Here is a 26,804-nt window from a genome sequence, read left to right on the forward strand (position 1 = left end):
ACTAGCGGTTTCGGAGGGAAAAATGGAATATATAACAAGCTCAGACTTTCATTTTAAAAACACCGCAGTTGCACTTGGAAAGTTTGAAGGAATTCACCGGGGACATCAGCTTTTAATGGACGAAGTAAAAAAACAGGAGCTTCATGGACTTCAAAGCGTTGTATTTACTTTTGACCGTCCAACCAGACTAACCCTTACCGGTGATACAAAATATAAACAGATCTATACAAAAGAAGAGAGAAAAACAATTCTTGAAAAAAGAGGAATCAATATATTGATTGAGCATCCTTTTACAAAAGAATTTGCTGCACTTACTCCGGAGAGATTTATCCGGGAAGTTCTTGTAGAAAAAGTAGGGGCAAAGGTCATTGTTGTCGGAACAGATTTTCATTTTGGAAAGAACCGGTCCGGCAGTATTTTAGATTTAGAAAACCTAGAAGAAGAATGTGGATATCATCTTATCGTTGTTGAAAAACTGCAGTTAGACGGAAAAGATATCAGCAGCACAAGAATTCGTGCATCTCTTGAAAAAGGAGACATGGAAGAAGCCAGTGCACTTTTAGGCAGAAACTACAGTGTTTCCGGAGAGATTATTCATGGAAATGCGCTAGGACGCACGATACAGGTTCCAACAATAAATCAGAAAGTGCCATCCTTTAAATTACTGCCGCCAAATGGCGTATATGTTTCAAAAATTCACTGGAATGATGAAGTATATTATGGCATTACCAATATCGGAACCAAGCCGACCGTAAACGACACCAATGAAAAAACAGTCGAAACCAATATATTTGATTTTGATAAGGATGTTTACGGAGAAAAGATGGTTGTAGAACTCTTACATTATCACAGAAAAGAAAGCCGTTTTTCTTCCGTAGAAGCATTGCAGACACAGCTTTTTAAAGATATTGAATTTGGAAAGCAATTTGTTGCAAAGATTAGGTAAGATACTAGGGAAGCAGAGTTTGACGGAGTTATGACAAGCATTGAGAAAATGTAGAATCATATAAAGCTACTGGAAAACAATAAGAATTTACCCATGTCTTTTAGAATAACAGAAAAAAGGAGTTTCTGAAAATATCAGAGACTTCTTTTTTATTGCAAAATTTTTTATTTATCTAATTTTTACGGGTTCTTTTGAGGAAGAATTTGCAGAAGTATCTTGTTGAAATTATAATATCATTGTGGTGAATTTGATATGGGAACGATACTTGGTGCCGAAATTATCGGCGGTATCGTTGCAATCATCTTTGGAATTTTTGTAAAAGAGATTAGAAAACTATTCCCGGATGTCATTACTGGAACTGTAATTTTTACAATTGGTCTTTCTCTTTATCCAACCGCGATAAAATACATGGCTGGGGGAGCCGGATCAAAAGAATTCGGAAGTATGAAGAATTGGGTTGTTGCTCTTTGTACATTTGGAGTTGTTCTTATTTTAAGTAATTTTACAAAGGGAATTTTTAAATTAGGGTCATCCAGAATCATATAATTTCAATAATGATGATTCTGGAAGATTATAAATATATTAGATTGTATTTTTCGATTTTATTTCATCTAAGTAACTATACAGAGTGTATTTGGATATTCCTAAGAACTGGCAGACCTTTGGCCCAGATTTAGTAATCAGGAAAGCACCAGCTTCATTTAAAAGGCGGACAACCTGCACCTTATCTTCCTTAGTCATTAAGGTAACTGGCTTACCGATATGCCGTACACTCTGAGAAATTAATTCGTCTAATAAATCGCCGATATTTACAGCAATAGGTTCTTTGGTAGTATCTTCTTCAATAGTACCAGTGAAGGAAGATAGCTCTTTTTCCATAGCAAGCATTAAGGAAATGTCATAATTGATTCCGAAAATTCCAATGATTTTATCAGAATCATCACGAATAAAAATTGTACTTGATTTCAAGATTTTTCCATTTTTTGTTTTCGTGAGATAGGCGAGCTTATCTTCCTGTTTTAAGTTTTGCTTACTATTATGAAGAGACTCCAGAACAATCTGAGAAGGTCCGTCACCGATTCTTCTTCCAGTTACGTGTCCATTCTCAATGGCGATGATAGAGTGTTCTATGTCTTTTCCCTGCAGGTCATGTACAACAACTTCACAGTTAGAGCCGAACTGTACAGCCAGACCATGGGCAAGTCTTGTGTAGAATTCAATAAGAGATTTTTTCATAATCAATAAAACCTTTCTAAATGGAATATTTTATAACTATTTGAGTCTGTTATCATAGGATAAAGCAGACAAAATCAAAAGAATTTAAATAGTGTATTTCATTATATCAGTTAAAAAAAATAAATTCAATTTCTAATCTAAAAAAAATTTAGGAGGACAGCTAAATGTTATTAATAGGGAACGGAAAAGTAATTACACGCGACCAGGAATAACGATTTCTTACGATATTACAGGAAACCGGCCATATATCGAAAAAAATCCAGATTCCGTACTTCTTAAAAACTTAAAAGAAGCAATAGAAGCAGAGACAAAACAAAAAGCTGTGGTCAAAGCCTTTACCGGCTACACAGATACTGCAGTCATCGCAGGAAAGCTGCATAATACAGAATGTATGTCCTACGGTCCAGGAAGCCTGCAATATGCACATAAACCAGATGAATTTGTAGAAATTCGGGATATAATAAGGTGTGAAAAAGTGATAAATTATCTGGTAATGTCCCTGTGTGGGGAGAGATAAACAAACATATACAAAATGTTTTTGTGGAAATTGTCTGAAAATTAGTGTATAATGTAACCAAATGCAAAACCGCCGAGACATTCTTTAATTATAATAAGAGCAGGCGTAAGCATTTTCTGAAAAGAACGACAAAAGGGGTGGTGTCATGAACACAATAATCACAATAGGAAGACAGTACGGAAGTGGCGGAAAAGAAATCGGAACGAAGCTCGCCCAATATTACAACATACCATTTTATGATAAAGAACTTTTAAAAGTAGCAGCGAAAGAAAGCGGTATCTGCGAAGAGATGTTTGAAAACTTTGATGAAAAGCCTACAACAAGTTTTCTCTATTCTCTTGTAATGGATCCATATGCATTAGGTTATAATGCAACATCCTTTGATATGCCTCTGAATCAGAAGGTATTCCTTGCCTCCTTTGATGCAATCAAAAAGGTAGCAGACGAAGGTCCATGTATTATCGTAGGCCGCTGTGCAGATTACGCCTTAAAAGATTATGACAATAAGCTGAATGTTTTCGTTCATGCGCCAATGTCCTTTAAGAAGTCCCGTATTCAGGAACAGTACGAGATTCCAGAAGCGAAAGTGAAGGACGTAGCTATCAAGACAGATAAGCAGAGAGCAAGCTATTATAATTACTACACTTCTAAAAAGTGGGGGGATTTAAAGAGTTATGATCTTTGCATTGACAGCAGTATCTTAGGTATTGATGGAACAATAGAACTGATTAAACAGGCAGTAGCATTAAAAGAGAAGTAAAAAATAAAAGAGAACAGAAACCCGAAAGACTAAGCAGAAGCATTTGTCTTTCGGGTTTCTTTAACTTTATCTTGTCTATAGCAACTTAGAATTCTATTCTTCTTCCTGGTATTCTTTATTCACCTTATTATAAGAAATAAAATATGGTGCGAAGTTCTTCTCCTCATCTTCTTTTTTTGCCGGCTCACACTTGCGGATAAAATTCGTTCGTGTCTTAGGTTCTGCTGCTGGTGCTAAAATTCCATGCGCTTTTCCGGCATCAATAGACTTTAACAGCCAGGCCATGTTGCGGCCTAAGGTACGCATAACCATAAGACCTTCTAAGTCCTGTTCGACCTCTTCCGGTGAGTTTCCATGTACCATGTTCCAGTAAGCGGAAGGGACGAGAGGCATATTATTCATCATAAAATACTTATTAAGCTGTTCTAAAGCGGCAGTAGAGCCGGCACGACGGCAGCTTACAACAGCGGCGCCAGGCTTGTAAGGGAAACCTCCGGTAGAGTAAAACATACGGTCAAGGAAAGAAGTGATTCCACCGCTTGCTCCGGCATAATGAACAGGAGAACCAACGATAAGACCATCACATTCTTCCATCTTTTTAATAACTACGTTAACAGCATCTTCTCCAAAAATACATTTTCCAAGTTTGTTCTTACGGCACATACCACAGCCCATACAGCCGCGAATCGGATCATGACCGATAAAAAATATTTCTGTTTCGATGCCTTCCTGCTGAAGTGTCTTTTCCACTTCAGAGAGTGCGCGGAAAGTACATCCGTTAGGATGTGGACTTCCATTTAAAAGTAATACCTTCATAAATAATCCCAACCCTTTCTATAAGTTCTTTTGTTTCTGGCAATGCTTCGGCAGCTTTGTAATTCTGCCGGAGACTATATCAGATGGGACTCATCGCTCATCTGATGTATTATCTGTTTTTAAACAGGATGTTGGTGTATAGTTCTCTTTTACATAATCTGGTCCGCAGACCTCATGAACTTTAGTAATAGAAATTGGCGTAATGCCGCAGACACGCAACAGTTCACAACCAACTTGTTTTCCGGCTTCTAAAGCCTTCTGGACAGCGGATACATCTCCGGAAATTCCTGCGGAAAATTCATTCATCATTGTAAGATTATGTGATGGAGAGCCGTACCATACGATGTCAACGGGAGCAGCCTTCATTGCCTGATCAACGGCGACAATACCGATTCCGGCAGGAGCGGCACCAATTACGCCGAATGCCTTGCCAAGTGGTGTGCCAAAAATCTCATGGAGAATCTCACCGGCACGTGGAGTGACATGGGATTCCATATGTCCTACTTCATTAATATAAATGCAGGTAGCCTAGTAATCAATCTGTTTTAAGGCAATCTCTACAAGTCTTCTGGCATCGGAAATATTCTCTGCACCAAGGACAAAGAGACATCCCTGTCCACACTGTTTGCCAGCATCAATTGCCATCTCAAAACGAAGCAGCTTCACATTCACTGCTTTTACAGCATCATCGATCGCAATCGCCTGTGCGACAGTTCCGGTTCGGGAAGATACAATACTGATAGCCTGATATTCGTCCGGAATCTGCAGAAGCGCCTTAATATCTTCATGAATTGTTCCGATAACAAGACCAATGGTGTTTGCTGCAGCAGTGCCGACGAACTGGGTTGCTTCGGACTGCAAAAAATTATTCACGTTCATTGTTATCTCCTCCTAAATCTTTAAATAGTATAGCATGGACTGGGAAAAATGTATATATGATGCCAGAAAATCACCTTGTTTTTGTAAAAATATACAGGTATACTTATGTAATAAGATTTTGAATGCGAAGAATTTTTTTTGTTTTGAAAGAAGTATAACTTTTGAGTGAAAAATATTGTAGTTTTGGAGGGGTAATTATGATAATGGAGGTAAAGAAGTTCAAAAAAGTACTTGTCGCAAACAGAGGAGAGATAGCGATTCGTGTATTTCGGGCATTGAGTGAGCTTGGAATCGGCTCGGTAGCGGTTTATTCAAAGGAAGATCGGTATGCGTTGTTTCGAACAAAAGCAGATGAGGCATATCCGTTAAATCCAGATAAAGGACCGGTGGATGCTTATCTGGATATTCCGACAATTATCCGAATTGCAAAGGAGAAGAAGGTAGATGCCATTCATCCGGGATATGGATTTTTGTCAGAAAGTCCGGAGTTTGCAGAAGCGTGTCGGAAGAATGATATTGTTTTTATCGGGCCGACAGTTGATGCGATGAATATCATGGGAGATAAGATTTCTGCGAAGAAGGCAGCAGAGGAAAGTAAAGTTCCGATTATAGATGGCAGTGATTTTATTATTCATGATGCAGATACCGCAAGTAAGGTTGCAGACGAGATTGGTTATCCAGTCATGTTAAAGGCAAGTAATGGCGGCGGCGGCAGAGGAATGCGTATCGTGAAGAGTCCGGAAGAGATGGAGGAAGCTTTTGAGAAGTCAAGGAATGAGTCAAAACGTGTTTTTGGCGAGTCAAAGCTTTTTATTGAGAAGTATTTGATCCATCCAAAGCATATTGAAGTGCAGATTCTTGGAGATAATTACGGTAATATCGTTCATCTTTATGATAGAGACTGTTCTTTACAAAGAAGGAATCAGAAGGTAATTGAATTTGCCCCGGCATGGTCAATTTCTGATGAGACAAGAAAGAAGATTTTAGATTCTGCAAAAAGACTGGCAAGAAGAGTTGGTTATACGAATGTAGGAACGATGGAATTCCTTGTAGATGAGGAGGAAAGACCTTATTTTATCGAAATGAATCCACGAATCCAGGTGGAACATACGGTGACAGAGATGGTGACAGGGATCGATATTGTTATTTCGCAGATTCTTGTTGCAGAGGGCTATCCGTTAAATTCTCCGACGATTCATATTTATTCGCAAAATGAGGTGAAGTGTAATGGTTATGCTTTACAGGCAAGAGTGACGACAGAAGATCCTGCGAATCATTTCCTTCCGGATACAGGAAAGATTGATCTGTATCGTTCCGGTTCTGGTGGGGGAATCCGTCTTGATGGCGGTACTGCTTATACAGGTGCAATCATCACACCGCATTATGACAGTTTACTTGTAAAAGTTGTTTCTCATGACAGGACGTTTGAGAATGCGATTCATAAATCAGTACGTGCATTAAAAGAACTTCGTATTCATGGAGTAAAGACGAATATTACATTTCTGATTAATGTATTGAATCATGAGACATTTCATCAAGGAAAGTGTTTTACTACATTTATAGAAGAAACACCGGAATTATTTGAATTACATTATAAATTAGACCGTACAACAAAGATATTAGAGTTCCTTGCAAACAAGATGGTTAATGTTAATCCGGGACCAAAGCCATTTTTAGAAGATCGAAAAGTGCCGGTTGTAGATACAGAGAGAAAGCTATATGGGACAAGAGATGAATTTTTGCGATTAGGAGCGGAAGAATTTACCCAGAAAGTTTATCGGAGTCAGAAGCTGTATGTGACGGATACGACGATGCGTGACGGACAGCAATCGTTACTTGCGACAAGAATGCGGACAAAAGAAGTGGCAGGTGCGGCAAGAGCGACAAACCTGTATTTAAAGGATGCGTATTCAATTGAAGCCTGGGGAGGGGCAACATATGATACGGAGTATCGTTTTTTAAAAGAATCTCCATGGAAACGATTGGATATTTTAAGAGAGCGTATGCCAAATGTTATGATACAGATGCTGCTTCGTGCTTCAAACGTAGTTGGATACAGTACCTATCCGGATAATGTTATTAAGAAGTTTATTAAGGTATCCAGTGACCATGGTGTAGATATTTACCGTATTTTTGACAGTATGAACTGGATGGAAAATATGAAGCTTCCGGTAGAAGAAGCTTTAAAGACAGGAAAGATTGTTGAGGGAGCCATCTGCTACACCGGAGATATTTTAAATCCAAAGGAAATGAAATATACGATAGATTATTATTGTAAAAAGGCAAGGCAGTTAGAAAAGATGGGATGCCATGTGATCGCATTAAAGGATATGTCTTCTTTATTAAAGCCATATGCAGCGAAGAAGCTGATTGAAGCTTTAAAGGAAGAAGTACGTGTTCCGATTCATCTTCATACACATGATACGACAGGGAATGGAATTGCAACATACCTGATGGCAGCAGAAGCAGGGGTAGATATCGTAGACTGTGCGATTGGTTCGATGAGTTCCCTTACCAGCCAGCCATCAATGAATGCATTAGTGGAAGCACTGCGGGGAACAAAGCGTGATACAGGAATTGACCCGGACGGATTACTTGTTTTAAATGATTATTACGAACATGAACGTAAGATTTATAAGCCATTTGAGAGTGATATGGATTCTCCAAATCCGGAGATTTATAAATACGAGATTCCGGGTGGACAGTATTCTAATTTTGCCGCTCAGGTAAAAGAAATGGGTGCCGGCAATGATTTTAATGATATTAAACGTCTTTATAAAGAGGCAGATGAAGTTCTCGGAAATATTATTAAAGTAACTCCGACATCAAAAGTTGTCGGTGATATGGCAATTTTTATGTTGAAAAATGATCTGACAAAAGATAATATTTTAGAGAAAGGAAAAGATTTATCTTATCCAGATTCCATCGTACAGTATTTCAAGGGTGCACTTGGGCAGCCGGAAGGAGGATTTCCGGAGGAACTGCAAAAGATTGTATTAAAAGGACAGGAACCGATTACGGTACGTCCGGGAACCTTACTTCCGGATGTGGATTTTGATGCGATCGGAGCGTACCTGCGGGAGAATTACTACATGGAATCCATGGAACAGCCGGAAGTTATGGAGCAGAAAGTATTAAGTTATGCCCTTTATCCAAAGGTATATGAGGACTATTGCGAGCATTTCCAGGCATATAATGATGTATCGAAGTTAGAAAGTCATGTGTACTTCTATGGTCTTCGTCCGGGAGAGGAAACAACGATCCAGATTGAAGAAGGGAATGATACGTTGATTAAGTTTATCGGCAAGTCAGAACCAGATGAAAAAGGATATCGTATTTTACAGTTTGAAGTGAATGGATTTTTACGCGAAGTGAAGATTCTTGATAAGCATTTTGAAGTAAAGGCAGATCGAAAGTTAAAGACTGATCCGAAGAATCCGGGTCATCTTGGGGCGACCTTACCGGGAACAATCTGTGATATCCGGATTAAAGAAGGGGACCGCGTTCAGAAAAATATGCCGCTTATGGTGATTGAAGCCATGAAGATGGAAACAACTGTCATTTCAAAAGTGAATGGTATTGTTGATAAGATTTATGTAAAGGATGGAGAGGAAGTGAATGAGGATACCCTTCTCGCATCGTTTATTATCGATACAGATGAACAGCCGGAAGAAGTGCATCCAGAACTTCCTAAGATGGATCTTGCATCCTTAGAAGAGGATGAATTCAAAACAGTCGAAGTGGCTGAAAAAGAAAATAAATGAATTTTGGAGGTGTGGATGGAAAGAGAGCATATTACTCCGCAAGGAGTATCTGTATTTCACGATAAAAATGAAAATATTCACAGTTTCTGCCTGTGCTTGTATGTGCGGGCAGGATCACTGTTTGAGACAAAGAAAGAGAATGGAATTTCTCATTTTTTTGAACATATCGTATTTAAAAATATTCATTATGCCATGGGAGAGAATCTGTATCAGACCTTAGATCGGTGTGGACTTGATTTTAATGCATCTACCTATGAAGAATTTATTCAGTTTATTATTATAGGTGCCCCGGCACATTTTGAGGAAGCAGCAGAAATTCTGACAGGAATATTTGCACCGTTTACTCTGCCTGAAGAAGCAATCGATACAGAAAGAAAGCGTATTAAAGCAGAAATTCGTGAAGAAGATGAGGAGAGCAGCCTGAATTACTTTACAAAACAGATTGCGTGGAAAGATACTTCGTTAGAGAGAACGATTACCGGAAAGAAAAAGACACTCAATAAAATAAGAAGAAAGCAGCTTTGTGCTTTTCAAAAAAAGGTACTGGCTGCCAATAATATTTTCTTTTATATCAGTGGAAATTACCCGGAATCTTCTCTATCTGTATTGACAAGGCTGTTAGAGCCATATTCTTTTTCTTTTTTAAAAGAAGAACGGGAGAATATCGCGCCGGTGCCAAAGAGATTTGGACAGAGAAAGCCAAAGATTTATGTGAAAAACAGCAAGAAAACCTGTGTCTGTTTTTCTGTAGATATTGATGCATCGCGCTATACGCTGGCAGAGAAAAATCTGTTATTTGATATTTTATTTGAGGGAGAATTCTGTAAAATCCATCAGGAACTTTCAGAGAAAAAAGGCTATGTATATAGTTATGACCCATGTTTTCAGCATTATAATAACATTGGGCAGATGACTCTTGTTTATGAGGTGTTACCGAAACATCTTTATGATTCTGTAGAAACAGTTATAGAAGTATTAAAGTCTATGAAAGAAGGAATTACAGATGAACTTTCTTATGTTCTGCCTCACTATATAGATAATGCAGGCTTTTTATTGGATGATACGGAAGAATTTAACTGGGTCAGAGCTTATGAAGGACATATTCTTGACGTATACTATAAAGATATCGAGGAACGAACAGAGTCTTACCGAAGTGTCACAACGGAGCGTATGACACAGATCTGCCGGGAAGTATTCAGACAAAGTAATATATTACTGACAATAAAAGGAAAGAAGAAAAAGGTAGATAAGGAGCGTCTTTCCAAGATTCTTTGTACGTTAGATTGACCCGGAACGTTTCTTGGGATATAATAAAGTCGTTTATGGAGGTGTAATGTTATGAGAGAGAATTCATGGCTTAGTTATACGGATGAGGATGATAAGAATGTAGAAGTTCTCGCCGGAGAGTATAAAGAATTTTTAAGCAAATGTAAGACAGAACGGGAATGTACAGAGTATTTTACTAAAGAAGCGGAAGCTTGCGGTTATCAGGATCTTAATAAACTGATCGCACAGGGAACCCGTTTAAAAGCCGGAGATAAGGTATATGGTGTTGGCATGGGTAAGACGATCGCTCTTTTCCAGGTTGGAAAGCAGCCGCTTACCGAGGGAATGAACATCCTTTGTGCGCACATCGATTCTCCACGTCTTGATTTGAAACAGAATCCGTTATATGAGGATACAGAATTATCTTTTATGGATACACATTATTATGGCGGTATTAAGAAGTACCAGTGGGTTGCACTTCCTCTTGCACTTCATGGCGTAGTGGCCAAGAAAGATGGAACAGTAATTTCTGTCAATGTAGGAGAAGACCCGGCAGATCCTGTTGTTTACGTGACAGATCTTTTGATTCATCTTGCAGGAAAGCAGATGGAGAAAAAGGGATCGGTCGTTGTCGAAGGTGAGAATCTGGATATTCTCGTAGGAAGCCGTCCTCTTGCCGGAGAAGAAAAAGATGCAGTAAAGGCAAATATTTTACGCATTTTAAAAGAAAAATATCAGATAGAAGAAGAAGATTTTCTTTCTGCAGAAATCGAGGTAGTACCGGCAGGTCCTGCAAGAGACTGTGGACTTGACCGCAGTATGATCGCAGGATATGGCCATGATGACAGGGTATGTGCATTTCCATCTTTTGCGGCAATGATGGAGACGGGACATGTTGACAGAACTTCCTGTTGTCTTTTGGTAGATAAAGAGGAAATCGGAAGTGTGGGAGCAACGGGTATGCAGTCGATGTTTTTTGAGAATACCGTTGCAGAGATTCTTGCATTGATGGGACAGGATTCTAATCTGGCAGTAAGAAGAACACTGGCTCGTTCAAGGATGCTTTCTTCTGATGTAAGCGCTGCCTATGACCCAGCTTATGCAGAAGCATTTGAGAAGAAGAACTGTGCTTATTTTGGAAAAGGAATGGTTCTTAATAAATATACCGGAGCAAGAGGTAAGTCTGGTTCTAACGATGCGAATGCAGAATATCTTGCGAGACTTCGCCGTATTTTTGATGAGAATAAAGTCGCTTTTCAGACAGCAGAGCTTGGAAAGGTTGATTATGGCGGAGGTGGAACAATCGCCTACATTGCAGCCCTTTATGGTATGGAGGTTGTAGATAGCGGTGTTGCTGTTTTAAGTATGCATGCGCCTTGGGAGATTATCAGCAAGTCTGATTTATATGAGGCGAAAAAAGGATATCTTGCCTTTTTAAAGAATGCTTAAGTGTAAAAATAATCTTGAACTGGAGAAACATATGAATTGTCAGAATGCACAGTCCATGGTACTGAATTTCATTAATAATAAGTTAGATAAAGAAGAAACCAAAGAATTCATTGAGCATATCCGTAGTTGTAAAGATTGCTGGGAGGAACTGGAAATCTATTATGTTATGCTGATCGGTTTAAAACAGCTTGATGAAGGAGAAGAACTGGCCGCTGATTTTAAAGAGAAGCTTCAGAATGAAGTGGACAGCCGTTATCTGGAAATAGAAAAGAATTCTAAGCGGAAGTATGCGGCAAAGATCGTAATCGTTCTTACGATAGCGGTAATGCTTATCTGGATGTTTGTGTATCTGGTTTTTGCGATGTTTCTTTAAATTGTAAAGTCTGGCAGAGTAGAGGATGGAAGTGTTAAGTAAAGCATGACAATCCTTCAATATGCCAGTTAACCTGCACTGAAGAAAGAAAATATCTGAATTCAGTCGCAGGTTTTTGTGTTATAGGAGGAAATATGTCAGATAAAATTATGCTGTTAGACGGACATAGCCTGTTGAACCGGGCTTTTTACGGTCTGCCGGATCTGACGAATGCCGAAGGAAAGCATACGAATGCAGTACTTGGTTTTCTAAATATTATGCTTCGTTATGTAGAAGAGGAGAAGCCGACGCATCTTCTAGTGGCATTTGACCGGAAAGAACCGACCTTCCGTCATATAAAATATAAAGAATATAAAGGTACGAGAAAGCCGATGCCGGCAGAGTTACACGAACAGGTTCCGTTAATGAAGGAAGTCTTAAAGACGATGGAAATCCCAATTATCACACAGGCGGGAATTGAGGCTGACGATATTTTGGGAACGATCGGAAAAGAAGCGGAAGAAGCCGGTTTTGATGTAGCAATCGTATCGGGAGACCGGGATTTATTGCAACTTGCAACAAAAAAAGTGAAAGTAAAGATTCCAAAAACAAAGGCATCCGGAACAGTGACGGAAGATTATTATGAGGATGATGTCCGCGAACTTTACGGCGTGAGCCCAACAGAATTCATTGATATGAAAGGGCTTATGGGAGATACTTCTGATAATATTCCTGGAGTCCCTGGAATCGGGGAGAAAACGGCGGCAAAGATTATTAAGGAATATCATTCTATTGAGAATGCTTATGACCATATCGAAGAGATTAAGCCTGCACGAGCTAAAAATAATTTGCAGGAATACTACGAACAGGCAATAATGAGCAAAGATCTTGCGACAATTAAAAAAGACTGCGATCTTTCTTATGATTTTAAGGATGCAAAGATTGGAACACTTTTTACAAAGGAAGCATACCAGTTATTTAAAGAGCTTGAGCTAAAAAGTCTGTTTAAGTATTTTGACGAGGAAGAAAAGGAAGAAGAAACACTAGAAGTAGTGACAACCTCTGATTTAGGAGAAGTGGAGAATATCTTTTCTTCTATTAAAAAGAGTGGACGGGCAGGACTTGGTGTGATCGGTGTCAGCGGAAATTGTAAAGGAATTTCTCTTACCTGGAAAGAGGGTAGTGTACTGGCATTAATCGGTGGATTTGTCACAGAAGATTATTTGAAAGAAAAGATAGTAGAACTTTTAAAAGAGGGCACAGAACTTATAGTCCTTGATTATAAAGCATTGCTTCATTTCGTAGAGGAAGTCAGAGAGTATGAAAGCCAGATTCAGGATGTCGGGATTCAGGCATATCTTTTGAATCCGCTGCAGTCTGCTTATGATTATGAAGATATTGCAAGAGATTACCTTAGACAGATGCTTCCATCAAGAAAAGAAATCTGTGGAAAGAAAGCAATAGAAGAAGTATTTGAAGCGGAAGAAGAAAAGACAATACAGATGGCTGCCTATCTTTCTTATGTTCCGTTTCATGCTTACCCACTTGTTCTTGAAAAGTTAAAAGAGCAGGAGATGGAAGAACTGTATCTTACCATCGAGCGTCCGACGGTTGCTACACTTTATGACATGGAAAAGTATGGAATTACAGTTGAGAAAGATGCTTTAAAGGAGTATGGAGATCAGCTTATTGGCAGAATTGAAGAGTTAGAACAAAATATTTACGAAAAAGCAGGTAAGACTTTTAATATCAATTCTCCAAAACAGCTTGGTGTGATTTTATTTGAAGATTTAAAAATGCCTTTTGCGAAAAAGACAAAAACGGGTTATTCAACAAATGCAGATATTTTAGAAAAGCTTGCACCGGATTATCCAATCGTATCAGAGATTTTAGAGTATCGTCAGCTTACAAAGTTAAAGTCAACGTATGCAGACGGACTTGCTGCATTTATTCAGGATGATGGAAAGATTCACAGTATTTTTCATCAGAAAGTAACCGCAACCGGAAGATTATCAAGTTCTGATCCAAACCTGCAGAATATTCCGATTCGTATGCCGCTTGGAAGGGCGATCCGCAAAGTATTTGTCCCAGATCCCGGTTATTTATTTGTCAGTGCGGATTATTCACAGATTGAGCTTCGTGTGCTTGCACATATGGCAGGGGATGAACACCTGATCGATGCGTACCGACATGGAGAAGACATTCACCGTATGACTGCATCTCAGGTATTTGGCGTACCATTTGAAGAAGTCACTCCGCTGCTTAGAAGAAGTGCGAAGGCAGTAAACTTTGGTATTGTTTACGGTATCAGCGCATTTGGACTTAGTCAGGACTTAAAGATTTCCCGGAAAGAAGCAAGTGATTATATTAATAAATATTTTGCAACGTATCCGGGAATTAAAACATACCTTGATGGCAATGTGGCTTTTGCGAAAAAAGAAGGTTATGTAAAGACTTTATATGGACGAATCCGTCCGATTCCAGAGCTTTCTTCTAGTAACTTTATGCAAAGAAGTTTTGGAGAGAGAGTGGCAATGAACTCTTCTATTCAGGGAACAGCAGCCGACATTATTAAGATTGCGATGGTTCGGGTAAGTAAACGCCTGCAGGAAGAAAAATTAGAATCCCGACTTATTTTACAGATTCACGATGAACTTTTGATTGAAACAAAAGAGAATGAAAGAAAAGAAGTCCGTAAAATACTAGAAGAAGAGATGATGGGAGCGGCACAGCTTAAAGTTCCGCTGTCTATTGATATTGAAGAAGGAAAGACCTGGTATGAAGCAAAATAAGAAGCGAAATGATATAAAAGTTGTTGGCATTACCGGCGGAGTTGGTTCCGGAAAAAGTGTTGTCATGAATATCTTAAAAGAAAAATATGGAGCAGAAATTATTCTTGCTGATTTAGTGGCACATGATCTGATGGAGCCTGGACAAAAAAATTATTTAGATATTGTAGAGGCATTTGGAGAGAAAGTTCTTGCCAAAGATAAAACAATAGACCGTCCGGCATTAGCAAAGCTTGTCTTTGGAGACCAGGAAAAGCTTAGCCGCCTGAATGCCATTACACATCCAAATGTAAAGAAAGAAATCTTTCGGAGAATTCAAAGGATAAAAGAAAAAGGAGAAGTATCTTTCATTGCAGTGGAAGCGGCTCTCCTTTTGGAAGAAGGCTATCAAAATGATTTTGATACGATGTGGTATGTGTATGTTGATGAGGCAACCCGTATCGAAAGGTTAAAAGAAGGTCGTGGATATACCGAAGAAAAATGCCATGAAATTATGGCAAAACAACTTCCGGAAGAAGTATTCCGGAAGGAATGTTCTACAGTGATCGACAACCATTTAGGAATCTCTGAAACGGAAAATCAGATAAAAACGGCGGTAGAGAGCCTGCTTTCTCTTTACTAACTCTTTACTAATAAGATAATTTAGTATATAATGGTTGGTAAATTTGAGCCAAAAGGATGGTAAATAGATGAATTTAGCGAGCATCGCCAGCGGAAGCAGCGGTAATTGTATATATGTAGGTAATGAAAAGTCCCATTTTCTCATTGATGCGGGAATCAGCAGAAAGAGAATTGTGGAGGGACTGTCACAGATGGAAGTAGCACCGGAGACGATACAGGGTATTTTTGTGACACATGAACATATGGATCATATCAGTGGTCTTGGTGTGTTCCTTAGAAAGTATCCGGTTCCTGTATTTGCTACAGCAAGGACAATTGATGAGATTTTAAGTACATCTTCGCTTGGAAAGGTGGATAAGAATCTTTTTGAGAGTATCACACCCGACCAGCCAATTTACATGGATGGAATTAAAATAGAAGCCTCCCGTATCCTTCATGATGCGGCAGATCCGGTCTGTTACACAGTAAGCGATACGGAATCTAAAGTTGGGGTAGCAACTGACTTTGGAACGTATGATGAGTATTTAGTAGAGAAGATGCAGGGATGTGAATCCCTCTTGGTGGAGTCGAATCATGATTTAAATATGCTCATGGTTGGTCCGTATCCGTATCCTCTCAAGAAGCGAATAATGGGGAATAAGGGGCATCTCTCGAACGAGAGAGCCGGACAGTTTTTGTCAAAGGTAATTGGAGAAGAGTGTAAACATATTTTTCTGGGGCATCTTAGTAAAGAGAATAACTATGGTGAACTGGCTTACGAAACAGTAAAGGTAGAGCTTTTATTACATAATATTGATCTTAATAAAGCAGACTTTACACTTCAGGTAGCGAGCAGAACAGCACCTACCTGTGTTATTTAGTGTTCGTATCAGTATGATTGATTGTAATCTATACAGAGGTCAGTACATCAGGAAAAAGGTTGAATTGTAATTATTAAGAGTAAGAATCAATTGCTTTTACTAATTACTTTAATATTTATACATACATAAGGAGTATTTACTATGGAAGGAAAAAAGCTTAAGAAATCAATTATCACCGTACTCGGAAAAGATTCTGTTGGAATCATTGCAAAGGTTTGTACGTATCTTGCAAACAATAATGTAAACATTCTTGATATTAATCAGACCATTACCGGCGGTTTCTTCAACATGATGATGATTGTTGAGTCAGAAGAAGTAGTTAAGACTTTCCCTGTTATGGCAAGCGAGCTTGAGCAGATTGGTGAGGAGCTTGGTGTTAAGATTCAGGCACAGCACCAGGAAATCTTTGAAATGATGCACCGTATCTAGGAGGCCCTGCTATGTTAAACATAAATGAAGTAATTGAAACCAATAAGATGATTCATGAGATGAACCTTGATGTTCGTACGATCACAATGGGTATCAGCCTGTTAGACTGCGTCAGCGAATCTCTTGATGAAGTATGCGAGAATATTTACAAGAAGATTACAACAAAGGCTAAGAATCTTGTAAAGGTAGGTAAGGAGATCGAGAAAGAATTCGGTATACCTATTGTTAATAAGCGTATTTCTATCACACCGATCGCATTAGTAGGTGGTGCATGCTGTAAAGGTCCGGAAGACTTTGTCCGCATTGCAAAAGAGTTAGACCGCTGTGCGAAAGAAGTAGGCGTGAACTTTATCGGTGGCTATTCTGCATTAGTAAATAAAGGAATGACAAAAGCAGACAGATATCTTATGGAATCTATCCCGGAAGCACTTTCTGTAACAGACAGAGTATGTAGCTCCATTAATGTTGGTTCTACGAAAACAGGAATTAACATGGATGCAGTAAAGATGCTTGGTGAGATAATTCTTGAAACTTCCAGAAAGACAGCAGATAAAGACAGTATTGGTAATGCCAAGCTTGTTGTATTTACTAACGCACCGGATGACAACCCATTTATGGCAGGTGCTTTCCATGGTGTTACAGAAGCAGACACGATTATTAATGTCGGTGTCAGTGGACCGGGTGTTGTAAAGCGTGCACTTGAAAATGTTCGTGGCAAAAATTTTGAAGAACTTTGTGAGACAATTAAAAAGACAGCATTTAAAGTAACTCGTGTAGGACAGCTTGTAGCCAAAGAAGCTTCTAAGCGTCTTGATGTACCTTTTGGTATTATTGATTTATCCCTTGCACCAACACCTGCAGTCGGTGACAGCGTTGGAGAAATCTTAGAAGAAATCGGTCTGGAATATGCTGGAGCACCAGGAACAACCGCAGCACTTGCACTCTTAAACGATCAGGTAAAGAAGGGCGGCGTTATGGCTTCCTCTTATGTTGGCGGTTTAAGTGGTGCATTTATCCCGGTAAGCGAAGATCAGCGAATGATCGATGCAGTAGAGGCAGGAGCACTTACTTTAGAGAAGTTAGAAGCAATGACTTGTGTATGTTCTGTTGGACTTGATATGATCGCTATTCCTGGAGATACAAAGGCAACAACGATTTCCGGAATTATCGCAGATGAGATGGCACTCGGTATGGTAAACCAGAAGACAACAGCAGTCCGCATTATTCCTGTAATCGGTAAAGGCGTTGGTGATACGGTACAGTTTGGAGGACTTTTAGGTTATGCTCCAATCATGCCAGTGAATCAGTTTGACTGTTCCGCATTCGTAAACAGAGGCGGAAGAATCCCTGCACCAATCCATAGTTTTAAGAATTAAATAGTATTGCCGCAGGCAAGGAGACGCTCTCCCAGAGAGAAGATATATTCTCTCTGGGAGAGCTGTTTTTTAAAGGGAGGTGCATATGCTATGCCAGATATACTCGTGGTTGAAGATGATGAAAATTTAAATCGTGGAATTACATTTTCACTGAAAAAATCCGGATATGAGGTTTTTTCAGCAGAATCAGTGAAAAAAGCGAAAAGAATTGCAAGTGATAATAATGTGGATGTTACCATTTGTGATGTGAATCTTCCGGATGGGAATGGACTGGAATTTGTAAGGTGGATGAGATGCAATTATAATACATACATTATTTGCCTTACAGCACTAGATCAGGAGATGGATCAGGTTATGGGATATGAAGCAGGGGCAGATGATTATATTACAAAGCCGTTTAGTCTTTCGGTACTTCTTTTGAAAATAGAAGCACATTTCCGCCGCAGACAGGAGAAAACGGAAGCCGGAAAGATGATTTCGGGAGATATCGTATTTATCGCAGGAGAAATGAAAGTCCTGATAAAGAGTCGTGAAATCAGTCTGACAAAAACGGAGTTGAAAATGCTGACTTTTTTTCTTCAGAATCCGAAACAGATTCTTTCAAAAACACAAATATTGGAAAATGTGTTTGATCTGGAAGGGGATTTTGTGGATGAAAATACAATCGCTGTCAATATCAGAAGACTCCGTGAGAAAATCGAAGACAATCCGGCTGCACCGGTCTATATAAAGAATATCAGAGGTCTTGGGTATATATGGAATCAGGAGGTAAGGCAGTGACAAAGAGATATCGCAAGAAGATCACAGTAGTGCTCTCCTTGGTATTGCCTGTCATATTATTGTTTGCAATATTAAATTGCTTTACCACGTATGTGTTTTATGAAGATTATAAATATAAAATGAATCTTATGACAGAGATTGCTGCAAAGGAAGAATTTTCCGGGCTGGATGCTGTTTCGGAATTGCTTAAGGATAAGGATATTGAAACTAACGAACAGGGAAGGCGATTATTGGAGCAATATGGATACTGGGGGAATAAAGGGAATGCATTTTATTCGCAATTCCGGTATCAGGTTATGGTGACCGGTGCTGTAAGCACTGTGATATGCGTGCTTCTTTTGACTTTTTTACTTTATTGGAAGAAAAAAGAAGATGCGTGTCATCAGAAAATTTTAGACCAGTTGGAAGAAATTCTGATCAGATTCCGTGAAAATAAATTTGATGATTTACTGAAAACGGAAAATCATGAAGAACTGGAAAAATTGAATGACCAGCTTGAAGCAATCGGACATCATATTCAGTTGATAAAGGAAGAAGCAAGGGCAGAAAAGGAGAAAACGAAAAAAATGGTTTCTGATATTTCTCACCAGTTAAAGACACCGGTTGCAGCTTTGGATACATGTTTTAGTGTGCTGATGCAGAATGACTTAAGTGCCACAGAACAGGAGGAGTTTCGTATCCGTTGTCGGAGTGCTCTGGATGGACTGGAGACATTATTGCAGTCGCTTCTTGAAATATCCAAGATGGAAACTGGACTGATTCAGATTAATAAGAAAAAACTTCCGCTTATGGATACTGTCATATCTGCTGTGAACCGCACTTATCCTAAAGCGGATGAGAAAGAAATTGAATTCATTTTTGACTATGAAAAAGAGCTGGAAACATGCACGATTATGCAGGATAAAAGGTGGCTTGGTGAAGCTGTGATCAACGTTCTGGATAATGCGGTCAAGTACAGTCCGTGTGGTTCAAAAATATTTATCCGGTTACAAAAAAGAAACGATCTTGTAAGAATGGAAATTGAGGATCAGGGAATTGGTATTCCGCAGAATGAGTATCACAAAATTTTTCAACGATTTTACAGAGGAAGTTCCAAGGAGGTCATGGAAAAGAGTGGTACAGGAATCGGACTTTTTCTATCGAGAGAAATTATCGAAAAACACACAGGTACGATTACGGTAACCTCCGGCAAAAAGAAAAAAGGAAGCACGTTTGTGATTCAATTACCATATGTTGGTTAAATTTTAAGTGAGCAGAAGTCTTACAATTTTGTAAGATTCCTGCTCGTTTTTTGAAAGTGAAATGAAAGATTGTCCTGATACAATTTGAATGTAGGTTGAGAAATGACCAAATATATAAATGGGCAAAGAAAGCGTGCTGAAAAGGTACGCTTTACAGAATTGAAAAGGAGACAACACATGAGTGTGATATTAGAAACCAAACAGCTTTGTAAATTTTATGGCGCGGGTGAGAATCAGGTCAAAGCGGTCAATCAGGTGGACATTCAGATTGAGCAGGGAGAATTTGTCGCAATTGTCGGAAAGTCAGGTTCCGGTAAAAGTACATTACTTCATATGCTTGGAGGGCTTGACACCCCTACAAAAGGCAGTGTTACTTTAGCAGGGAAAGATTTATACAGGATGAAGGAAGATGCCCTTGCTGTTTTCCGCAGAAGAAAAATCGGATTTGTTTTTCAGGCATTTAATCTGGTTTCATCTGTTAATGTCTGGGAAAATATTGTACTGCCACTGGGGCTGGATGGAAGAAAAGTGGATGAAGCGTATGTAAATGATATTATTGCAACTCTGGGGATTGAAAACCGGATTTATAATCTGCCAAATCAGTTATCCGGAGGACAGCAGCAGAGAGTAGCAATTGCAAGAGCACTGGTGAATCGTCCGGAAATTATATTTGCAGATGAGCCGACAGGAAATCTTGATTCTAAGACCAGTGATGAGGTGATTGCCCTGCTTAAAATGACAGCAAAAAAATATGGTCAGACAATTGTAATGATTACCCATGATGACGAAATCGCACAGGTCGCTGATCGCATTCTGGTGATTGAGGATGGACAGGTGGTGGATTTCAGATGAAAGTAATAAGCAGGATTGCATATAGCAATGACAAAAGGAACAGGACAAGAAGCATACTGATCATGATGGCAATCTGTCTGACCACGATACTGCTTGTTATTATCAGTACTGTGGGAAATGGGGTAATTCATTTACAGAAAAGTCAGGCGGCAGGATCATATGGAAGCAATTATGGTCTGTTTGTTTCCGCAGACGGATCGCAGTTAAAAGAAGTAAACCGCCGTGCGGAAATAGATGCTACAGGCACTATGTGCACCGAAGGTATCATAAAAGGCAATGAAAAAGGCGGATTTGTCTGCATGGATGAGACTGCAAGAAAAATGCTTCCTTATAATAAAGAATATGAGTTGAAGGAAGGAAAGTATCCGGAAAAAATGCAGGAAATTGCCGCAGGAAGAGCATTTTTTCGTGCAATGGGGTATGGTGATGTAAAGATCGGAGATACGGTTACACTGGATTACCGCGCAGGGATGCAGTCAGAATATAAGCCGGAAGAATTTGTTGTCAGCGGAATCCTATATGATCGGGATGAGTATACCATCGAGGCATCTTATATTGCTTTCGGGTCACAGGAGTTTTATGATGGGCACGTCGCAGAGAATGACAGACAGTATAATATTTATTTTACTTTAAATGACTCTACAAATGTATCTATGAATAATATTGATTCGGTTATAAAGCAGATTGCAGCAGCTTGTGGGATCGAAGAAAAAAACGTTATAGTCAATGATCTCTATTTGCAATGGGTCTTGCAGCCGAGTTATGAAACGATTGCGGTATGCGGGGTTTTGATTCTTGCAATTGTACTTTTCTCTGTTGTGGTCATTTATAATATTTTTCAGGTCGGTATTGCCAACAAGATACAGGAGTATGGAAAAATCAAGGCTCTGGGAGCGACAAAAAAGCAGATGAAACAACTGATCTTCAGAGAGGGTATGTTTTTGACAATTTCTTCAATACCAGTTGGATTGCTTCTTGGTTTTCTGATTGCAAAATGCGGTTTTAACTGGCTGGTAGAACAGGGAAACCTTGTATCAACCGGAACTGGCTCTATGGGAGTCCAAAATCAGCAGATGCCACTGTTTTCCCTGCCTGTTATGCTTCTATGTATTTTCGTGTCATTTTTTACCGTTGCTTTGGCGCTGCGTAAACCAATGAAAATTGTTTCACGGATTTCACCTATCGAAGCAACACGGTATTTAGAAAATGCAGAAACACACAAAAAAGGAAAACGAAATGGCAGAAAAAATGTCACCGTGTTTTCTATGGCAATGGCAAATGTAACGGGTAATCCAAAAAGAACCATTGGTACCATCCTCACACTGGGGCTTTCCTGCGCATTGTTTGTGATTATCTCTAATTATGTAGGAAATATTGATACGGAGCATGAAGCACGTCTTTCCGTTAATCATGGACAATTTGAACTGCAGCTTGACTATTCTGCTGAGTATGATGAAAGATATCCGGAGAATAATCTGGATACGATTCTGACGGATGATCCATTGAATGATTCGCTGATTGAAGAAATCAAAAGCATTCCGGGAGTAACAGATGTCATGACGAGAGAGATTGTCTCTGTAAATCTGAACGGAACAAGATTTCCGGCTGATATTGTGAGTAAAAATGATTTTGATTTTATGCGCCAAGAAGGGGATATTGGCTCTATGGACTATGATCAGGCGGTAAAGAATGGTGATATTTTCTTTGGTTGGTCGACGTGGATGGAACAAGATGGATATGCTCCGGGTGAATCAATTGCATTTGACTTTGAGAATGGAAGTGGAACCTATACCTATCAGGGAAAGATTGAGGGATCCTTTGTAAGTGCGGATACTTATCTTGTCATTCCGGAAGGTGTATACCGTTCCATGAATCCGAGAGGAACAGCCTATGGCTATCTGTGGGTGGACTGTGATAAAAAAGATGTGGCATCTGTGGAACAGAGTCTGAATACTTTGATTTCTAATACTTCACATATAAAAATGGATACCTATCATGCACAGTTACAATCTGCAGAATTCACAGCTCGCATGATGAAGCTTGGCTGTTATCTGTTTATGGCGGTTGTAGGACTCATCGGTTTTATGAATATGGCAAACACCATAATCATGAATATTACGACAAAAAAGCAGGAATATGGTGTATTACAGGCTGTGGGTATGACAAATAAACAATTAAATTTATGTCTGCAGTTACAGGGAATGATGTTTACGGTTGGTACCATATGCGTAGCTTTGATCATTGGTCTGCCGCTCGGCTATGCACTTTTTTCCTATGCAAAACATAATGGAATATTTGGAATGAATATCTATCATGTTCCAATCGTACCAATTTTTATTATGATTTTTTTAGTCGGTCTGTTGCAGATTGTACTTTCCTGCGTTTTAAGCAGTAATCTGAAAAAGGAAACGCTGGTTGAGAGAATAAGGTATCAGGGATAGCAAGTAACCAAGATATAATCTTGCATATTCTTTTTCTGTTTACCCGACCAAAGAGGATGTTCAGACATACGAAGAGACTATTATGTTGGAAGAATAGAGTTACGAACTTCCAGTTCGTAGAATTCAAAATTTAATATGAAATGTGAGATAGAGCGTATGGAAATAAACTATACGTTCTATTTATTTGCCTTTTTGAAAAAAGCGATTAAAAAACTATTGACATTTTATTACTGAGTCAACAAATTAATATTTTCAGAATGAAATCGGAGTCTCCTTCATAATATTTGTAGAGATGAAGATGAAAGGTGAAAAGTATATGCATTATCAAAATTACACTTATCGGACAGGAAGTTATCGAAAACAACATAAAAGATATACTGCGAATCGAAAAAGACAGGAGGAATATGAATCTCTCCCGTCTTTTTTGTTTTTTCGGCTGCGTTTGCTTATTTGTATTATGTTGTTTTTGGCATTTGTTACTGCAGATAAATATGTTTTGACAAAAGAGGATACAGCACCAGTGTTTCAGAAGATAGAGAAGAATCAGTCCTATAAGGATCTAATAAAAAAATACAAGTTAATTGGTGAATAGAAGATTCTTATATACAAAGAAAGAGCGCTCATGATAAGATATTTTTAAAATATAAGGGAGATTACATACATGTTGATATATTTAATGGCATTAGATACCGAGGATGAGAGGATAAAGTTTGTTAGGCTTTATGATGAGTACAGAAATCGGATGCATTATACTGCCAGTATTCTTTTAAAAAGTGAGATAGAGGCGGAAGATATAGTTCATGATACTTTTCTTACGCTGACAGATTATCTGGACCGGATCGATGAAAAAGATTCAGTTGGAACATGGAATTATATTGTTACTATCTTAAAAAATAAGTGCTATAACTTTTTGAAACGCAATAAGAGAATAGAATTGACGGAAGACGAAGAAGTTTTTGAACAGCCTGTTGAAATGTATAATTTATTAGAAAACCAGTTATTAAAAGAAGAGGCGGAAGAATTTTTAAATACTCTGATTAAGGGATTAAAATATCCTTACCGGGAAGTTATTTATCTTCAATATCATAATAAGTTAAATAGCCGCCAGATTGCAGAACTTCTTAGGACTAGTCCTGCGAATGTAAGAAAAATTTCAAGTCGGGCGAGAGAACAGCTGAAAAAAGGGATGCAAAAGAAAGGATATACTTGTGAATATGGATTTTGAAAAATTATTGGAGCAGGAAGCGAGGAAGGCTGCCAGACAGGATTATGAAGAGGTAACAGAAAAAACAAAAGATTATTCTTACAAATATTCCAAAGCGTTTATCCAGAAAATGAATGCGATGATTCATGAGGAAAAAAGAAAGGCAAAAAAGAAAAGACGATGGCATATTTTGCTGGTGGCAGCGATTATTTTAATATTGAATGCAGGAATTGTTTTAGCAAACGATGATTTGAGAGAAAAAGTAGGAGAGCTTATCATTCAGTTTTTTGATGATAATGTTCACATACGCAGTTCTAAAGAAATAGCAGATTCAGAAGAAACATTTCGGCAGATGCATCTTGGCTATGTACCGGAAGGGTATCATATACTATATGAGACAGAGAATCCTACGACTATGTATGATGTTTATTATGAAGGCGCAAATGATAATTATATTACTTTTATGCAAGGTTTTAAAGAAAATGTAGATGTACATATTACTTATGATGGAACTGGAAGAAAAAAGGTTCAGGTAAATGGTAAAGAGCTGTATATGATTAAAGATGGGAATATAACTTCTTATTATTACGAGGATGGAGAATATCTTATTACTTTGTCTGGTACAGAAAAAGAGTCAGAATTAATAAAAATGCTAAAAAGTTTGAAATAAAGTGTCACACTTTCCTTACTTTAATTGTGTCTTATATAGAGGAAAGAAATTTTGCAGGAAAAGCAAGGGATATGGTAATTGAAATAAGATACATACTGCTATAAAAGATACCAGGTATCTAATGAAAATGTATATAAATAAAAATTAAAGTGAGGAACAAATGAAATTTGAAATAATATATTCCAGAAAAATACGAGATGCAGTAGCCGTTTTTACAATATTTATGTTTATATGTCAGTATGGCTTGACCAGAGAAGATGTGGCAGAGAATTTTTCAAGAACTGCACCAACCTGGGGATGGTTTGCCTTGGATAAGCCAGACTGGGAGTTTTGGAATGAGGAATTAAAAGAGACACGAGTATGGAATGAAGAAGATTTCCGAACTTATAAACGGGAAGTTTTTAAAAAAGATATTATACAATCTGTCTATTTTTTACCTGTGCTATGGGTATTAAAATTTGTAGATAATTATTACATTCCTGTCATATTGATGGGAATAACAGTGTTCATTTATTGCAGCTCATATGCGGATAAATGGGCAAGTAGAATAAAGAATTTGACAAAAGAATATCAGAGAGCGGCATTACGTCAATTGATAGATGAGAAACAGAAAGTTTATATCAAAACGGAAAGTATTGAGGGGTAAAAATGCTTAAGAAAATCATTAAGAAAAGAGCGTATGAGGGTAATAAAATAGAAGATAACTTATTATTTGTTACTTTGCAAACGCAAATTGTAGGATTAGATATGAATAACGGATATGAACAGATATTTTTATCAGATAAATTATCGAATATGTGTAATTTTTATTATGATAAAGACACGAAACAATTACTTGTCTATAATACATCGGGACATGCCTATTTGTACCAGATGCCAGAAGGAAAGCGTTTGTCACAAAAACTTTATTTGCGGGCAATGGATTTGCAACCAGATAGTATTGCACATAAAGGAAATTATTATTGGTATCCGGATACGAATTTTTGTCTACGCCGTCTTGACATAAAAGATGGAAGCACAAAGCAGATATTAAAAGATAAGGAACGAAGAGTTGTAAATGTGATACAAGTAGAAGATAGATTATATGTTTTTACAGATATGAAAAGGGGAATAGAAGGTTATGTAAAAATACTTTGCTATCATATTGATGAAAATGGAGATTTAAAATATGAGTTTGAATGGGGAGAGAGACCGTATATTTTTATGGGTTTTGTAAGAAGAGATTTTGATGGAAAAACAGTAATAGTAGGAGCAGATACAAACACAAAATATGTAGGCGATTATTATGTAGCTTTTGAACCGGAAAATAAACGATTTGTGCCAATATATCCTATTACAGATGAGGCATGGGAATTGTATGGACATACAATGCTAGAGGGAAATAAAATCCTTGCTGCTAATCCCAAATATGTGAAAGTAATAGATATTCCATCAAGAAAAGTTTTGGCAAAATATGAACCAGAAGAGACGATATATAGTGCGACCTTCCTAACAGAAAATAAAGGAGCTATTTTTACGGATAAGGGAGTATATGAATTTGCATTCTAAAGAAAGGA

24 protein-coding genes and 2 pseudogenes are annotated in these 26,804 nt (G+C 38.3%); 22 read left to right on the plus strand and 4 right to left on the minus strand.

Going from position 1 to position 26,804, the window contains the following annotated elements; translation table 11 throughout:
• Positions 1-22 precede the first annotated feature (22 nt).
• Together FYJ25_RS08010 and FYJ25_RS08015 are read left to right on the plus strand one after the other, a co-directional pair.
• A complete protein-coding gene (locus FYJ25_RS08010; RefSeq protein WP_096239618.1) occupies positions 23-946 on the plus strand; it encodes a bifunctional riboflavin kinase/FAD synthetase in 924 nt (307 codons plus the stop codon).
• A 240-nt stretch (positions 947-1,186) separates the two neighbouring features.
• A pseudogene (locus FYJ25_RS08015) lies at positions 1,187-1,477 on the plus strand (solute carrier family 23 protein); the annotation flags it as partial.
• Positions 1,478-1,528: 51 nt separating this feature from the next.
• Here FYJ25_RS08015 and FYJ25_RS08020 read toward each other — a convergent pair.
• Positions 1,529-2,182 (minus strand): helix-turn-helix transcriptional regulator, encoded by a 654-nt coding sequence (locus FYJ25_RS08020; RefSeq protein WP_021907312.1) that lies wholly within the window; start codon positions 2,180-2,182, stop codon positions 1,529-1,531.
• Positions 2,183-2,408: 226 nt separating this feature from the next.
• Between FYJ25_RS08020 and FYJ25_RS15025 the strand changes: the two genes are divergently transcribed.
• Positions 2,409-2,699 carry a M20/M25/M40 family metallo-hydrolase gene (locus tag FYJ25_RS15025; RefSeq protein WP_334296210.1) on the plus strand — a complete coding sequence of 97 codons (291 nt, stop codon included), beginning with the start codon at positions 2,409-2,411 and terminating at the stop codon, positions 2,697-2,699.
• A 145-nt stretch (positions 2,700-2,844) separates the two neighbouring features.
• Positions 2,845-3,459, plus strand: a complete 615-nt coding sequence (locus FYJ25_RS08030) for a cytidylate kinase-like family protein (RefSeq protein WP_096239622.1) — start codon at positions 2,845-2,847, stop codon at positions 3,457-3,459.
• Positions 3,460-3,651: 192 nt separating this feature from the next.
• On the opposite strand, the pseudogene FYJ25_RS08035 reads toward FYJ25_RS08030, so the two are convergent.
• The 3 genes and pseudogenes from FYJ25_RS08035 to FYJ25_RS14635 form a co-directional block, all read right to left on the minus strand.
• A pseudogene (locus FYJ25_RS08035) lies at positions 3,652-4,275 on the minus strand (flavodoxin family protein); the annotation flags it as partial.
• A 90-nt stretch (positions 4,276-4,365) separates the two neighbouring features.
• Complete coding sequence (locus FYJ25_RS14630; protein ID WP_243145712.1) at positions 4,366-4,770, minus strand: BMC domain-containing protein; 405 nt, start codon at positions 4,768-4,770, stop codon at positions 4,366-4,368.
• A 33-nt stretch (positions 4,771-4,803) separates the two neighbouring features.
• Complete coding sequence (locus tag FYJ25_RS14635; protein WP_243145713.1) at positions 4,804-5,154, minus strand: hypothetical protein; 351 nt, start codon at positions 5,152-5,154, stop codon at positions 4,804-4,806.
• 197 nt (positions 5,155-5,351) lie between these two features.
• On the opposite strand from FYJ25_RS14635, the gene FYJ25_RS08045 reads away from it, so the two are divergent.
• The 18 genes from FYJ25_RS08045 to FYJ25_RS08130 all read left to right on the plus strand — a co-directional run bounded on the left by FYJ25_RS08045 (position 5,352) and on the right by FYJ25_RS08130 (position 26,796).
• Positions 5,352-8,918: a pyruvate carboxylase gene (locus FYJ25_RS08045; RefSeq protein ID WP_154580997.1), complete on the plus strand. Its 3,567-nt coding sequence runs from the start codon at positions 5,352-5,354 to the stop codon at positions 8,916-8,918.
• A 15-nt stretch (positions 8,919-8,933) separates the two neighbouring features.
• On the plus strand, positions 8,934-10,205 hold the full coding sequence (locus tag FYJ25_RS08050) for a M16 family metallopeptidase (protein ID WP_154580998.1): 1,272 nt from the start codon (positions 8,934-8,936) through the stop codon (positions 10,203-10,205).
• A gap of 51 nt (positions 10,206-10,256) precedes the next feature.
• On the plus strand, positions 10,257-11,633 hold the full coding sequence (locus FYJ25_RS08055; RefSeq protein ID WP_096239633.1) for an aminopeptidase: 1,377 nt from the start codon (positions 10,257-10,259) through the stop codon (positions 11,631-11,633).
• A gap of 31 nt (positions 11,634-11,664) precedes the next feature.
• Complete coding sequence (locus tag FYJ25_RS08060) at positions 11,665-12,006, plus strand: anti-sigma factor family protein (RefSeq protein ID WP_157908552.1); 342 nt, start codon at positions 11,665-11,667, stop codon at positions 12,004-12,006.
• 134 nt (positions 12,007-12,140) lie between these two features.
• The gene (gene polA, locus FYJ25_RS08065) at positions 12,141-14,777 is read left to right on the plus strand and encodes a DNA polymerase I (protein ID WP_154580999.1); all 2,637 of its coding nucleotides are present in this window, start codon (positions 12,141-12,143) and stop codon (positions 14,775-14,777) included.
• Positions 14,764-15,396 (plus strand): dephospho-CoA kinase, encoded by a 633-nt coding sequence (gene coaE, locus FYJ25_RS08070; protein WP_154581000.1) that lies wholly within the window; start codon positions 14,764-14,766, stop codon positions 15,394-15,396. The genes polA and coaE overlap by 14 nt, the downstream gene beginning before the upstream one ends.
• A gap of 67 nt (positions 15,397-15,463) precedes the next feature.
• On the plus strand, positions 15,464-16,255 hold the full coding sequence (locus FYJ25_RS08075; RefSeq protein ID WP_021907614.1) for an MBL fold metallo-hydrolase: 792 nt from the start codon (positions 15,464-15,466) through the stop codon (positions 16,253-16,255).
• Positions 16,256-16,396: 141 nt separating this feature from the next.
• A complete protein-coding gene (locus FYJ25_RS08080) occupies positions 16,397-16,684 on the plus strand; it encodes an ACT domain-containing protein (RefSeq protein WP_005346363.1) in 288 nt (95 codons plus the stop codon).
• A gap of 11 nt (positions 16,685-16,695) precedes the next feature.
• Complete coding sequence (locus FYJ25_RS08085; protein ID WP_021907615.1) at positions 16,696-18,060, plus strand: PFL family protein; 1,365 nt, start codon at positions 16,696-16,698, stop codon at positions 18,058-18,060.
• Positions 18,061-18,150: 90 nt separating this feature from the next.
• A complete protein-coding gene (locus tag FYJ25_RS08090; protein ID WP_154581001.1) occupies positions 18,151-18,840 on the plus strand; it encodes a response regulator transcription factor in 690 nt (229 codons plus the stop codon).
• Positions 18,816-20,081, plus strand: a complete 1,266-nt coding sequence (locus FYJ25_RS08095; RefSeq protein WP_154581002.1) for a sensor histidine kinase — start codon at positions 18,816-18,818, stop codon at positions 20,079-20,081. The genes FYJ25_RS08090 and FYJ25_RS08095 overlap by 25 nt, the downstream gene beginning before the upstream one ends.
• Positions 20,082-20,258: 177 nt before the next feature.
• Positions 20,259-20,933 carry an ABC transporter ATP-binding protein gene (locus tag FYJ25_RS08100; protein ID WP_006426335.1) on the plus strand — a complete coding sequence of 225 codons (675 nt, stop codon included), beginning with the start codon at positions 20,259-20,261 and terminating at the stop codon, positions 20,931-20,933.
• Positions 20,930-23,374 carry an ABC transporter permease gene (locus tag FYJ25_RS08105; protein WP_154581003.1) on the plus strand — a complete coding sequence of 815 codons (2,445 nt, stop codon included), beginning with the start codon at positions 20,930-20,932 and terminating at the stop codon, positions 23,372-23,374. The genes FYJ25_RS08100 and FYJ25_RS08105 overlap by 4 nt, the downstream gene beginning before the upstream one ends.
• 298 nt (positions 23,375-23,672) lie before the next feature.
• On the plus strand, positions 23,673-23,966 hold the full coding sequence (locus tag FYJ25_RS08110; protein WP_154581004.1) for a hypothetical protein: 294 nt from the start codon (positions 23,673-23,675) through the stop codon (positions 23,964-23,966).
• A gap of 69 nt (positions 23,967-24,035) precedes the next feature.
• Positions 24,036-24,599, plus strand: coding sequence for an RNA polymerase sigma factor (locus FYJ25_RS08115; RefSeq protein ID WP_243145714.1), 564 nt, complete (start codon positions 24,036-24,038; stop codon positions 24,597-24,599).
• Positions 24,589-25,248 (plus strand): DUF4367 domain-containing protein, encoded by a 660-nt coding sequence (locus tag FYJ25_RS08120; RefSeq protein ID WP_154581026.1) that lies wholly within the window; start codon positions 24,589-24,591, stop codon positions 25,246-25,248. The genes FYJ25_RS08115 and FYJ25_RS08120 overlap by 11 nt, the downstream gene beginning before the upstream one ends.
• A 160-nt stretch (positions 25,249-25,408) precedes the next feature.
• The gene (locus FYJ25_RS08125) at positions 25,409-25,894 is read left to right on the plus strand and encodes a hypothetical protein (protein WP_154581005.1); all 486 of its coding nucleotides are present in this window, start codon (positions 25,409-25,411) and stop codon (positions 25,892-25,894) included.
• A 2-nt stretch (positions 25,895-25,896) separates the two neighbouring features.
• Positions 25,897-26,796: a hypothetical protein gene (locus FYJ25_RS08130; protein WP_154581006.1), complete on the plus strand. Its 900-nt coding sequence runs from the start codon at positions 25,897-25,899 to the stop codon at positions 26,794-26,796.
• The last annotated feature ends 8 nt before the right edge of the window (positions 26,797-26,804 follow it).

This window comes from Anaerobutyricum soehngenii, assembly GCF_009697165.1.
GTDB lineage: Bacteria > Bacillota > Clostridia > Lachnospirales > Lachnospiraceae > Anaerobutyricum > Anaerobutyricum soehngenii.